Origin of the sequence: Pilosibacter sp. YYHA0881, from assembly GCF_051602715.1 — a bacterium.
GTDB classification, from domain to species: Bacteria; Bacillota; Clostridia; order Lachnospirales; family Lachnospiraceae; genus Alitiscatomonas; species Alitiscatomonas aceti.
Genome location: NZ_CP175657.1, coordinates 1,167,021 through 1,180,429 on the forward strand (window position 1 = coordinate 1,167,021; position 13,409 = coordinate 1,180,429).

8 protein-coding genes and 2 tRNA genes are annotated in these 13,409 nt (G+C 54.2%); 2 read left to right on the top strand and 8 right to left on the bottom strand.

Features of this window, described 5'->3' with window-relative positions:
• Positions 1 to 5: 5 nt before the first annotated feature.
• From ACI6NM_RS05520 to ACI6NM_RS05545, 6 genes are all read right to left on the bottom strand, one after another.
• Complete coding sequence (locus tag ACI6NM_RS05520) at positions 6 to 269, bottom strand: hypothetical protein (RefSeq protein ID WP_022274378.1); 264 nt, start codon at positions 267 to 269, stop codon at positions 6 to 8.
• Between the two features lie 28 nt (positions 270 to 297).
• Entirely contained in the window at positions 298 to 1,782 is a 1,485-nt protein-coding gene (locus ACI6NM_RS05525) for a serine hydrolase (RefSeq protein WP_262427934.1), read from the bottom strand.
• A gap of 93 nt (positions 1,783 to 1,875) precedes the next feature.
• On the bottom strand, positions 1,876 to 5,082 hold the full coding sequence (locus ACI6NM_RS05530; RefSeq protein ID WP_262427933.1) for a DEAD/DEAH box helicase: 3,207 nt from the start codon (positions 5,080 to 5,082) through the stop codon (positions 1,876 to 1,878).
• Between the two features lie 44 nt (positions 5,083 to 5,126).
• Positions 5,127 to 6,893: an arginine--tRNA ligase gene (gene argS, locus ACI6NM_RS05535; RefSeq protein ID WP_262427932.1), complete on the bottom strand. Its 1,767-nt coding sequence runs from the start codon at positions 6,891 to 6,893 to the stop codon at positions 5,127 to 5,129.
• Positions 6,894 to 7,039: 146 nt separating this feature from the next.
• Positions 7,040 to 7,381, bottom strand: coding sequence for a sporulation initiation factor Spo0A C-terminal domain-containing protein (locus ACI6NM_RS05540; RefSeq protein ID WP_022274373.1), 342 nt, complete (start codon positions 7,379 to 7,381; stop codon positions 7,040 to 7,042).
• 109 nt (positions 7,382 to 7,490) lie between these two features.
• Positions 7,491 to 8,717, bottom strand: coding sequence for a peptidoglycan-binding protein (locus ACI6NM_RS05545; RefSeq protein WP_262427931.1), 1,227 nt, complete (start codon positions 8,715 to 8,717; stop codon positions 7,491 to 7,493).
• A gap of 147 nt (positions 8,718 to 8,864) precedes the next feature.
• On the opposite strand from ACI6NM_RS05545, the gene ACI6NM_RS05550 reads away from it, so the two are divergent.
• Together ACI6NM_RS05550 and ACI6NM_RS05555 are read left to right on the top strand one after the other, a co-directional pair.
• Positions 8,865 to 8,937, top strand: a tRNA-Ala gene (locus ACI6NM_RS05550).
• A gap of 12 nt (positions 8,938 to 8,949) precedes the next feature.
• Positions 8,950 to 9,020, top strand: a tRNA-Gly gene (locus ACI6NM_RS05555).
• 175 nt (positions 9,021 to 9,195) lie between these two features.
• Here the strand turns inward: ACI6NM_RS05555 and ACI6NM_RS05560 are convergent.
• On the bottom strand, positions 9,196 to 10,590 hold the full coding sequence (locus tag ACI6NM_RS05560; protein ID WP_262427930.1) for an alanine/glycine:cation symporter family protein: 1,395 nt from the start codon (positions 10,588 to 10,590) through the stop codon (positions 9,196 to 9,198).
• Between the two features lie 329 nt (positions 10,591 to 10,919).
• Positions 10,920 to 13,409 carry a homocysteine S-methyltransferase family protein gene (locus ACI6NM_RS05565; RefSeq protein ID WP_262427929.1) on the bottom strand — a complete coding sequence of 830 codons (2,490 nt, stop codon included), beginning with the start codon at positions 13,407 to 13,409 and terminating at the stop codon, positions 10,920 to 10,922.

Genomic DNA, 13,409 nt, shown 5'->3' on the forward strand with positions numbered 1-13,409 from the left:
GTCTCTTATTCCTTATGGTCAGAGGCGTTCTCCTGGGCCTCTGCCGCCCGGGCCTGGACTGCCTGGGCCTGGCTCTCCAGTACGCTGACGCCCAGATCAACGATTCCTGCCAGGGCCTGTCCATAGGATTTGATCTCCGGATTTTCCTTCATCAGCTGATCCAGCACTGCCTTGATCTCTCCGTGGATCAGAACGGTACAACCGGTGGCTTTTTCCCCTGTTTTTCTGTTCTCATATTCTGCCTCTGTGACTCTGATCGGATTTTTCATATTTTTCTGTTCCTTTCCAAAATTTAACCTACTGCCGGACCCAGACACCGTCTGCCCCGACATAATACGTCTGATCGACCCAGGCGTTCCGGACCATGGCTCCCCCGCTTCCCAGGTAGAACCATTTGTCTCCGTCCTGTCTCCAGTCATTCTTTACCATAGAGCCGTCTGAACGGAAATAATACCAGTCCTCTCCGTACTTCTGCCAGCCCTTCTGCATTTTTCCAGCATCGTCAAAGCCATATTCCACTCCGTCGATAACCGCCCGGCACCCCTTAAGGAGCTGTCCGTCAGCCGTGCGGAAATACCAGCCGTCTCCGTTCTGCACCCACTGATGGTACGGGCCGCTGCCGAATGCCTGGAGCTTTTTATAGCCATAATCCAGCATGGCCTTCGTATCCCCGTAATGGGTGCTTCTGGCCTTTAATACCACAGCGATCAGCCGGACTCCATCCTTTTCTGTACACGTTACCAGGGTATTCCCCGCGAGGGAAGTATACCCGGTCTTTCCGCCCACCATCCCCTCGTAATATCTGGAATCACTGGGATAGAGCATTTTGTGGCCCGGCGTAATGGTCCTGGCGGCTGCCGCCTTTGTAGCCGGGAACTCATAGCTTAAGGAGGAGCTGATCTTTTGGAGCGTCTCATTTTTAAAGGCGGCCCCGGCGATCTTCGCCATGTCCCTGGCCGTAGTATAGTGGTCCGGGTCATTGAGGCCGCTGGGATTGGTGAAATGGGTCCCCGTACACCCCAGCTCTGCTGCCCTCTGGTTCATCAGGTCTGCAAATCCCTGGATACTTCCTCCCACATGCTCTGCCAGCCCATTGGCTACCTCATTGGCCGATTTCAGCAGAAGACCGTATAAACAGTCCCGGACTGATACCCGGTCCCCTTCCTGGAGCTTTAAGGTCACTGCCCCGGATTCCAGGTTCGTCACTGCGGTTTTAGAAAATACCACCGTATCGTTCAGATCTGCCTTTTCCAGCACCAGAAGAGCCGTCATCAGCTTTGTGATGCTGGCCGGGTACAGCTTTTCATCTGCATTTTTTTCGAACAGCACTGTATTATGGGTGGCATCAAAAAGAATGGCCGCCTCAGCCGACACTGCCGGCATGGAAAGCTCCATGTCCTGGACGGCTCCGGCCGTTCCGTTTACCGGTGCATTTGTTCTGTATTCCAGGATCCCGGAGGCCGGAGCGGTCACAGTCCCTGTCTGGGAGCCCGTAGGGCCGGACTGGGTGCTCAGATCTCCCGCCTGGGGACCTGTGGAGCCGGACTGGATGCTCTGGTTCCCCGCCTGGGGGGACTGCCCGGCTCCCGGCTTCTCCTGGGGCCCGGGCTGGTTCTGGGCCTGGGTCCCCGCCCCGCCCTGGCTCTCCGGCACGATCTGGACTCCCTGGCCTGCCGGATTGCTGACATCCAGTGGTGTGATCAGTATTTCTGCCTGGGCCGTCTGGGCCATACAAAGGGCCATGGCCAGTCCCAGGCTCAAGATCCGTGTTCTCTTAAACATTGTCTGTCTCCCTGCATTGTAGATTTTCGTACTCTCAAGTATACCATGCTCCCGCCGTCAGAATCTTAATATTTTCTGACGATTTTCACGCAATCATGTGTCAAGCATGGCCAGCAGGTCCTCTCTGGTGAGTCCGGCGAAGCTTCCGGTCCCCTCAGTGACCACCGAGTCCGCCAGATCCCTTTTTCTTTCCTGCAGCTTCAGGATATTTTCCTCCACTGTGTGGCTGGTGACCAGCCGGAATACGGTCACCTGGTTTTCCTGTCCCATGCGGTGGGCCCGGTCCGTGGCCTGGTCCTGGGCCGCCGCGTTCCACCATGGATCATAGTGGATCACCACATCCGCCGCCGTCAGGTTAAGGCCCGTTCCTCCGGCTTTTAAGGAGATCAGGAACACCATCACATCATCCTTGTGGAAGTCCGATACCATCTGCATCCGCCGGCCCTTTGGCGTGGCCCCGGTCAGCATGTAGAAGCGGATCTTTTCCTTTGAAAGCCTCCCGGCGATCACATCCAGCATGGACGTGAACTGGGAAAATAAAAGGATCTTATGACCAGCCCTGGTCCCGTTTTCCAGAAGCTCCATGCACGTTTCCAGCTTGGCCGATCCGCCCTTATACCGCGGAAAGCACAGGGACGGATCGCAGCAAATCTGTCTTAGGCGCAGAAGCTCCGCCAGGATCTGCATCCTGTCCTCCCCTGTCTCCAGTTCCCCGGCCAGCAGCCGCTCCTTTAATGCGGCTGCACTGGCCGTATAGATCCGCTTCTGCTCTCCCTCCATCCGGGAATAGAGCACTGTTTCCATTTTGGATGGAAGCTCCTTCAGCACATCCCTTTTCAGCCTTCTGAGCAGGAACGGGCCGATCATCCGGTGAAGCCGTTCCAGGGCCTCACGGCTCCCGTCCCGCACAATGGGGGTCTCAAAGGTCTTTTTAAACTTCTGATATGTGAACAGAAAGCCGGGCATGAGAAAATCAAAGATGCTCCACAGCTCTCCCAGATGGTTTTCCATGGGAGTTCCCGTCAGGGCAAACCTGGTCCTGGCGCTGACGGATTTTACGGCCCTGGACGCCTGGGTCGCCGCATTTTTGATGTACTGGGCCTCGTCGATGATCTGGTAACGGAAATCCATGGACCGGTAAAAGGCCAGGTCCCGCTTCAGCAGATCGTAGGAGGTAATGACAACGTCCGTTCCCCCATCCTTTTCCGCCGAAAGCCGTTCAAAAAGCTGCTCCCTCTCTCCCTGGCTTCCGGCTGCGGCGGCCACAGAAAGCTCCGGCGCAAACCGGGCGATCTCATTTTCCCAGTTATAGACCAGGGAGGCAGGACATACGATCAGGGTCCTTCCGCCGCCCTGTCTTTTTTCATCCAGGAGCAGGGCAATGATCTGGATCGTCTTTCCCAGCCCCATTTCGTCAGCCAGGATCCCGCCGAAGCCGTAAGCGTCCAGGCTCTTCAGCCACCGGTACCCCGTTTTCTGGTAGCCCCTCAGCACAGCGGCAAACGGCTCCGGTATCTCAAATTCACTGTCCTCCACGTCCTTCATGCCCCGGACCACTGCCTTAAAAAGCTGGTCCCGGTAAAAGCTCACGCTCCGGTCCTCCTTAAGCATTCCATCCAGGAACATGGCGCGGTACATGGGAAGGCGGATCGGCGCCGGTCCTGCCAGCTCCTTTTCCACTCCCAGGCTTCTGGCCAGCCTGGATACCGTCAGAAGGCCGTCGTCTCCCAGAGCCAGGAAATCTCCGTTTTTCATCCGGTAAAACTTCTTCCCGGCGTCATACTCTGCCAGGATGGCACTTAATTCCTCCCTGGAGATCCCATCGGTCTCCACCTCCAGATCCAGCCACCGGTCCTCTGCCTTTACCCTTACGGATACGTCTGCCGGCGGCAGGACCCGGAATTTCTTAAAGGACTCCGAAAGGAAGATCTCTCCCAGCTCCATGAACTGGCCCATTCCCCCGGAAATAAGGCGGTAGACTGCTTCATCGTCATTCCGGATCACCAGATTCCTGGTTCCATCCTCCGTATATTTAAAATACCGGGTAATGACCTGGCTCACCCGGAATTCTCCCGGAACATCCCGGCAGATCTCCCTAGGCACATTTTCGTCCTCCAGAGGGTGAAAGGAAAAATCCCCGTAGGACAGCTCCGGTCTCAGAGTCACTTCCCGGGGGCCCGGACTGTCGAAATAAAAGGAGCACTTAAGCTCCTTTGGCCGGAAGCTTTCCAGATCCAGGTCCCGGACCTCCAGAAGCTTCAGCATATCCAGCTTCTTTAAGACGCGTTCATAAAACAGAGGCATATCCCGGTCATTGATGAAGATCTCCCTCTCCGCGTCCTGGCCCATGACCGTATATTCCATCAGGACCGTCAATGCGTCCGTGTATTCCTGGTCGCAGATGCAGACCGATCCCCAGTCCGCCACAAGTAGATGCTTTTCGCCAGAAAACGCCATGATCTCTTCCGGAACTGTGAGCTTTACCCCGTCCTTTCCAGTTTTCTCCACCCGGAAGCAGATCTTCGGATTTTCCTTTTTTACCGTCAGGCTCCGCTTCTGGCGGCGGGGATCCTCACATTCCAGGCTCCTGCCTTCCAGGATCCAGAAAAAACGCTCCCGGGCAGACTTTCCCAGGACCAGCTCCTTAAGGACCGGCTCTGTCTCCAGAGCCCCCCGCTTAAACTGGGCATAGGACTCCCTGTATGCGCCCACCAGCTCCAGGACCAGAAGCACCAGGGGGCGGCACTCCTCCTCAAAGGCTGTCAGACTGTGGTGAAAGGATCTTCCTTTCCCGTACTCCAGGAACCGTTCAAACTCCACGGCCTGGGAAAAGGTCACCAGATCCTTTACCGGAAAGACCTTTTCCCGGAAGATCTGGAAGCGGACCCGGATCTGGTCCCTGGAAAAAGAAACCAGGGGGATCAGCTTCATCCGCCCCTCTTCTCCGTCTCCCATGATCCGTCCCACCTCCCGGTTGGTGTACTCCCGTACCATGAAGCGGACCTTCTGGGACGTGGATACCGGTTTCAAGCCCTCCGTCCCTTCCTTTCTTATATACGCTCCATATACAGCCTCTCCATGGGGGCAGAGGACTGTGTTTCCTCCTTCTCCATGGCAGCCCAGCGAGCAGTACCCGGTCCGCTTCCCATTTTTTTCCACACGAGAACAAGAGTAGTCAAAAATCTGACTACCCTTGCGCAGAATACGGACTCTGTACCGTTCCGTACCGTCGGTCACTTCTCCTCTGATCTCCGTTTCACCTTTCCAGAAGGTATCTGCGGAAAGTCCGGTTACCTCCATGATGCCTCCCTGTCCTGTTTCCAGTCCTCTGGTCCTGCAGGATCCTACATCCGCTCCGGTGCTTCAAAGCCCAGAAGACCGATGCAGGTGGTGAGCACGCTCCTGGTGAGCGTTACCAGGCCGATATATCCCGCCTGCTTCTCTTTATCCTCTTCTGCAATGATCTTCGTTTCATGGTAGAAGTGGTTTAAAGCGTTGGAAAGCTCATAAATATACGCACAGATCTTATGGGGAGCCAGCTCTTCAAAGCCTGCCTCCATTACCTCGCTGAATCTGGATAAGGCCAGCATCAGAGTCTTCTCCGGCTCTGCCTCCGGCGGCAGGATTACCGGATCTTTCGGAGTCCCGCAGACTGCCTCATATTTTTTCAGGATCGAATTGATACGGGCAATGGTATAGAGGATATATGGCCCCGTATTTCCTTCAAAGGACGTGAACCGCTCGATATCGAACACATAATCCTTGGTGGCCTGGTTGGAAAGGTCGCCGTATTTTAATGCGGCCAGTCCCACGATCTTTGCAGTCTCCCTGGCTTCCTCCGGAGAGATGGTCCTGTTTTCCATGATCCGGTTGTAGGCGGCTTCGCTGATATCGGCGATCAGGTTTTCCAGCCGCATAACTCCGCCCTCTCTGGTCTTAAAGGGCTTTCCGTCTTTGCCGTTCATGGTCCCGAAGCCTACGAAATCCATTTTCCGCTCCGGCGCCACGATCCCGGCCTTCTTTGCCACCCGGAATACCTGGGTGAAATGAAGGTCCTGACGCTTGTCCACCACATAAATATAGTGGTCCGGATGGAAATCCTGCTCCCTCTCCACGATGGTGGCCAGGTCGGAGGTGGCATAAAGAGCAGCTCCGTCGGATTTCCTGATGATGCAGGGCGGCAGCTCCTTGGTATCTGTCTCCTCCGCAATATCCACCACCAGGGCTCCCTGGCTCTCATAGGCCAGGCCCTTTTCCACAAGATCATCGATCATGGCGGGGATATAGGGCTGGGCGTCGCTTTCGCCCTTCCATAAGTCGAACTCCACGTTCAGATTGGAGTAATTTTTCTTTAGATCCTTTAAGGATACGCTCATGATATGGTTCCAGATAGCGCGGTAGGGCGCATAACCGCTCTGGAGCCTAAAGGTGGCCTCCTGGGCCCTCTCCTTAAACGCCTCATCCACCTTGGATTTTGCACTGGCTGCCGGATAGATCTCCTCCAGCTCAGAGATCGTAAAGGGCGGCTCCTCAGGATACTCTCCCGTATAGCCTTCGTCAAAATAGCAGAGCTCCGGCTGACGTTCCTTTAATTCCTCAATGATCAGACCCATCTGGAGCCCCCAGTCTCCCAGATGAACGTCGCCGATCACCTTATGGCCCACAAAACGGCCCATGCGCTTAATGGCTTCACCGATGACGGCGGCACGGAGATGGCCCACGTGCAGGGGCTTTGCCACATTGGCTCCGCCGTAGTCCACGATCACGGTCTCCGGATGCTCCGCCGGCTCCATTCCCAGCTTCTCTCCAGTCCGCATCCCATTCATATAATCGGCCAGAAAGCCGCTTCCGATCTTCAGGTTAATGAAGCCCGGCATAACAGCGGAAACCTCCTCAAAGATCTCGCTGTCCTTTAAATGCTCCACCACACCGTTTGCGATGTCGATGGGTTTCTTTTTATAGTCTTTGGCCGCAGCCATGGCGCCATTACACTGATATTCGCAGAGGTCCGGGCGGTTGGATAAAGTCACCTTACCGTAGGTGGCGTCGTAGCCTGCGGCGGTGAAAGCCCCTTTCATTTCCTCTGTGATCCGGTCAAGAATCTTTTTCATTGCTTTCTCCTTCTGTTCTATATGGCAGATTCATTTATTATAACCCATGGGGAACGGATTTGGCAAGTGTTTCCGCGGAGATTCAGCGGGGAAGGAAAAGACCGGAGTCCCCTGTACGGGACTCCGGCCTTCCACTGGAAACGGCCTTATTCTTCTTCATGCTCCGCCATATAGGCCACCAGACCGTCAATGAACTGGGCGTTCTTCGGCTTGGCATTGAATGGATACGGAACCAGCTCCTTTAAGAACTGCCGGTTTCCATAATTCCATATCATATCTACCATAGTCCTTATGTTCCTTTCCACACAGAAGGGCGTTGTATGATAACGTTCGGCCACTTCATTATACAGCCACTTGCACTGATAAATGGTCTTTCCGCTGTCCATGACGATCTCAATGGCAGTGGCCGTATAATAAAAGCCCAGGTAGCCTCCATTGGCGCCAAGAATACGCAGCAGTTTATGGGCAGCATTTTCTCTGTTTGTCATTACGCCTGTCTCCATTTCTTTTGTAGATTTGCAGCATCTTAGTTCTGTTCCTTTATTGTAGTATGGACGCTGTAAGACGAAAATAGAATCATGACGACAATTTTCGACTTCACTTCAGTTCCGCGATCCGTGTGACTCCCACATAAATATGGGAGATCTTATACCAGGTGGAAAAATCCACCGTTCCCGTCACCGGAAGGCCGAAGACCGACTGGAACGCCTCCACCGCCCTGGCTGTGGCCGGGCCGTAGATCCCATCTGCGGCAATCCTGGGAACCGCCGAATAGACGGTGGCGACCGCATCCAGCTGCTCCTGTATCTGGCGGACCTTGTTTCCGCTGCTGCCTATGACGAGATCCTCCCCCGGCCAGGAGGCCGGGATCCCGGAAATGGCCTCCGCTGTATTGATATACAGATCGCTGCCGTAGAAGTACCGCAGGATCTCGATGGGACTGTACCCGCGTTCACCAAGGTCGCAGGATCCCCACTGTGTCATCCACCCCGGACACGTCACCTGTCTCCCATCGCAGTACTGGGTCAGGATCGGCTGCTTCACCTCCGGCCTGGACAGATAATTGTCAAAAATATCATCCACCACAACAGAAATGGATTCATAGATGTTGCGGCCATAGATCCATTTATGGTCATAGGCGGTGGACGAGGTAATGGTAAAATCGTATCCCTGGTTCCTGTACCATTCCGTGTATACACGATTCAGGGTAAAGGACATGATGGCCAGCACATTGGCTGTTATGGATGATTTTGGCCAGGTGGCATAGATCTCACTGGACGCTACATTTTTAATATAATCCCTGTATGGAACGTAATAGTCGGGGGCCGATGCGTTGGTGGGGACACCGTCATGGACGATCACCGTCTGGGGGACCACTACCCGGGAAAGGACGATCTCACCGCTTCCGGTCACAGGCTTGATCTCACTCTCTGCGATCTTAGGCGGATAATTTCCGTATAAAGTGTGATCGGGGATCGTAATATCCTCTTCTCCTCCAAGATCCGCCGCCGGGATCATCCTGGCCGGCTGGATCGCTGTGGCGTCTGCCAGGATCTCTGTTCCGGAGATCACCAGAGGTTCGTATCCCGGCGCTGTGATGCGGATCGTATATTCTGCGTAAGGCCTCTCCCCGGACGGAGCCAGGCTAAGCTCCGCCGGAGGGGCTTCCAGAGCCACATTTTCTGTCTGGCCGGAGCTGTCTGTCCTCACTTCCTCCAGAATCTCCTCCGGCGTCTCTGTCTTTGATATGGAGATGCTGGCATCTGTGATCGGAAAATTATTTGTATCTGAAACCACATCTACCTGCAGATAACCTTGTGCCATGTCTGCCTCACAATAAAGGATGTTAGGATAGCATATGTGCCTGAATGGATGGAGTTTCCCCCTTTGACCAGAAAGAAAGCAACATAATTAAATTTTTTCAAAAAAGGGCTTGTGTAAATGATCCTTTTGTGGTAGTATATAGGCACTGGGGCATTAGCGCAGTTGGGAGCGCGTTTGAATGGCATTCAAAAGGTCGTGGGTTCGAATCCCATATGCTCCATTTTTTCTTTTTGCAGATATGGTTCATCGGTAGAACGCTAGCTTCCCAAGCTGGAAAGGCGGGTTCGACTCCCGTTATCTGCTGTATCAGACCTCTTATAGTTGTTGAAAGATCCAATAACTATAAGGGGTTTTTTCATCTGCTCTTTCCAGCCTGTCTCCCATCCTGGGTTTCTCTGTAACTTCCAGCCCATAAAAAGGCCTCCCGCTGCACCATACAGCGAAAGGCCTTTTTTCATATCGGGGGGGATTTCCAGTCTTATTTTTTGAATTTTGTCAGGGATACTACGAGGGCTGTACAGCCAACGAGACCGATGACGTTGGGAAGAACCATGAGCTGGTTGAACATATCGGACAGAGCCCATACCAGATCAGAAGAGGTGGTGGTTCCCAGGAAGATGAAAATCAAAGAAATGATCGTATAAACGGTCACGCCCTTCTTGCCAAACAGGTACTCCGTATTTACCTTACCGAACATATTCCATCCGAGGATCGTGGAGAACGCAAAGAAGAACAGGGCGACTGCCACGAATTTCGCTCCCAGATCTGCGCCAAACACAACGCCGAAGGCACTCTGGGCCAGGTTCGTGTTGTTAAGCACATTTACAACCTCTCCGGTATAGCCTGCTGCTAAGGGGCCGTCAGGAGTGTAAAGCGTACAGATAACAACCAGGGAGTTTAAAGTCAGAACTACGAAGGTATCGATGAAAACACCGATCATAGCCACACAGCCCTGCTCGTGGGGCTCTTTTACATTTGCAAGAGCATGAGCGTGGGGTGTGGAACCCATACCAGCCTCATTGGAGAACAGGCCGCGCTTTGCACCCTGGCTGATGGCTGCCTTTAATGCAGTACCAAAAGCACCGCCGACGATGGCCTGGGGCTGGAAGGCATATTTGAAGATCATCCCAAAAGTTGCCGGAACATACTGGATCCTTGCGATCAGGACAACAACGCCGCCCAGAAGGAATACGGCCGCCATGAGGGGAACCAGCTTTTCAGTAACGGAAGCAAGACGCTGAACGCCGCCAACGAAAATAAATCCACATACTGCTACTAAAATGATACCAACGATCCAGGACGGAACACCAAAGGCTGTGCTGAAAGTAGAGCCGATGGAGTTGGACTGTACCATACAGCCGGTAAAGCCCAGAGCCAGGATGATGGCAATGGCGAAGAAGGCTGCCAGGAATTTTCCAAGGCTGCCCTGGAAAGCAGTGCGGATGTAGTAAACAGGTCCGCCAAGATACTGTCCGTCTTCATTTTTCACACGTGTCTTCTGGGCTAAAACTGCCTCAGCATAAATGGTCGCCATACCGAAGAACGCGATGATCCACATCCAGAAAATAGCGCCGGGACCGCCGGTCAGGATCGCACCAGAGGCGCCGACGATATTGCCGGTACCAACCTGGGCAGCGATGGCTGTGGCCAGCGCCTGGAAGGAGCTCATTCCGCTCTCATGCTTCTTGCCGCTTAAAGTCAGGTTTCCGAATACCCGCTTCATACCTTCTCCAAAGCAGCGGACCTGAACGAATTTCGTCTTGAAGCTGAAGTACAGGCCGGCTCCCATAAGAAGGAATACCAGGATATAGTCAGACAGATATCCATTAATGGTATTCACGATAGGCAGTAAGGTGTCAGTTAATGCTTGCATAGTATTTCCTCCTATTATTGCATAATGTGATCCCGGTCAGGGACCGGAATCCTTACGGCTCTGCTGGTCTGGAAGCCCAGACCATAGGGGACATATGTACACAATAAAATCTTAAAATCTCCCCCTGCGGAATGCATATTCCGGCGTCTGGATCACCAGGCAGCCTTCCGTATCCTACCCCTCGGATACCTTTTTTCTATGTATCTGCATTTCCGTATAGATTTTATCGATTACATATTTAATATACCATGTTGCACAAATGATGTCAATTTATTACCATCTGTTTTTATTGGTTTTTCTTTATTATTTTTACTTCATCTTTAGTTTTTTTATATTTTTTTAACATATTTGACTGCAAAATTCACGGATGCCATGGCATCTTTGCAATACGCATCGGCGCCGATGGAATTGGCGTACTCCTCTGTAAGTACCGCGCCGCCCACCATGATTTTAGCCCAGGGGGCCTTTTCCCTTAAAAGCCGGATGGTCTCCTCCATGGCAGGGACCGTGGTTGTCATAAGGGCGCTCAGTCCCACCACAGGGACATGGCCCTCCACCGCAGCGGCAGCAATGATCTCCGGCGGCACGTCTCTCCCCAGATCCATCACCTGGAACCCATAATTTTCCAGCAGGACCTTTACGATGTTTTTTCCGATATCGTGGATATCTCCCTTGACTGTGGCCAGGATCACCGTGCCCCGATTCTCCCGCTCCACTCCGTCTTTTGTCATCTTTTCCTTCATGATCCCAAAAGCAGCCCGGGCAGCCTCTGCGCTCATTAAAAGCTGCGGCAGGAACACAGTTCCGGCCTCAAAGCCCTTTCCCACCTCGTCCAGAGCTGGGATCATCTCCCGGTTTATGACAGTTAGGGCGTCTGCTGAAAGAAGGGCGTTCCGTGCTGCCGTTTCAGCCGCCTGGATCATCCCCTTCTTTATGCTGCGCTTTAAAGGAGTCTCTGCCGGATCTCCCTCCAGCGCTGCCGGACCATGGGGAACTCCGGATCCTTCAGTTTCCCCAGTTCCCTGGGATCCGTTTTTCCGCATTCCAGCCGCCGCTTCCTTCCGGGCCTCCTGCTCTGCCTTCCTGGCCGCCTCCTCCTGCCCGTATTTTTCCACATAGCCGGAGCAGTTCTCATCCATCCCGTGGAGGACCAGGAAGCTCTTATAAGCGGCCGCCATGGCCGGGAGGCCAGGATTGATGATCGCCGCAGACAGGCCATTTTCCAGCGCCAGCAGAAAGAACGCAGAATTGATATGCTCTCTCATGGGAAGGCCAAAGGAAATGTTGGATACGCCCAGCACGGTTTTTCCTCCCAGCTCCTCCCTGACCCGTTTTACGGTCTCCAGGGTGGTCATGGCCCCGTTCTTATCCGAGCTCACAGCCATGCACAAGGCATCCACCAGGATATCCTTCTTCTCAATACCGTAGGAGGCCGCCGTCTCGTAAATCTTTTTCGCCACTGCAAGCCTTCTGGCCGCCGTTTCCGGGATCCCGTTTTCATCCAGGCACAGGGCCACCACCACGCCTCCGTACTTCCGCACCAGCGGGAACACCGCCTCCATGACCTCCTTCTTTCCGTTGACAGAGTTGACCATAGGCTTTCCGTTATAGATCCGCATGGCCTGCTCCATGGCCTTTACGTCTGAGGTATCGATCTGCAGCGGCAGATCTGTTACGCTCTGGAGCTCTCTTACGGTCTCTGTCATCACTGCCGCCTCATCGATGCCGGGAAGCCCCACGTTCACGTCCAGGATATCCGCCCCATTCTCCTCCTGGGAGGCGGCCATGTTCAGGATATACGCCATATCCCGGTCCTTTAGGGCCTGTTTAAGCCTGGGTTTTCCCGTGGGATTGATCCGCTCTCCGATGATCACGGGCCTTTCTCCCAGGATCACCGTCCGTCCATAAGAGGAGACCACCGTCCGGTCCTTTTTTTCCACTGGAAGCAGAGGAAGCGGGCCGCAGGTCTCCCTAAGTCTCCGGATATGCTCCGGCGTGGTTCCGCAGCAGCCGCCAAGGACAGAAACTCCGCATTCTGCCATGGCCTTCATGGCCTGGGCAAAGCCGCGGGCATCGATGTCATACACGGTCCGCCCGTTCTCGCTCCTGGGAAGGCCGGCATTGGGATTTACCATCAAAGGAAGGGAGGAGACGCTTCTGAGATGCTTCATGAACGGCAGCAGCTGGACCGGTCCCAGACCGCAGTTAAGGCCTATGACATCCGCTCCCAGTCCCTCCAGGAGGGCGGCCGCCGTCTCCACCGTGCCTCCCGTGAGCATTTTCCCCCTTTCGTCCAGGGTCACTGTGGCGAACACCGGAAGAGATGAGACCTCCTTGGCTGCCAGCACCGCTGCCTTTAACTCATAGCTGTCTCCCATGGTCTCAATGACGATCAGGTCGGCTCCTGCCCGGACTCCAGCCTCCACCACCTCTTTATACGCCTTACATGCATCCTCGAAATCCAGATCCCCGCAGGGGGCCAGAAGCCGCCCCGTGGGCCCCAGATCCAGGGCCGCATATCCATGCCCGGCCTCCTTTACAGCCTCCTTTGCCAGGGAAACGCCCGCCGTTACAATGGATCCCAGGCTGTATCCTTCGTCTTTCTTATATTTGAACCCGTTGGCCCCAAAGGTATTGGCTGTCACCACATCGGCCCCGGCCCTTAAGTATTCCAGGTGGATCTCCTTCACGGCCTCCGGATGAGAAAGGTTCCATGTCTCCGGCAGCTCTCCCGGCAGAAGTCCCCGTTCCTGGAGCATGCTCCCCATGCCTCCGTCAAAAAAGATCCGCCTCCGCTTCAGTTCATCCCTGATATCCAT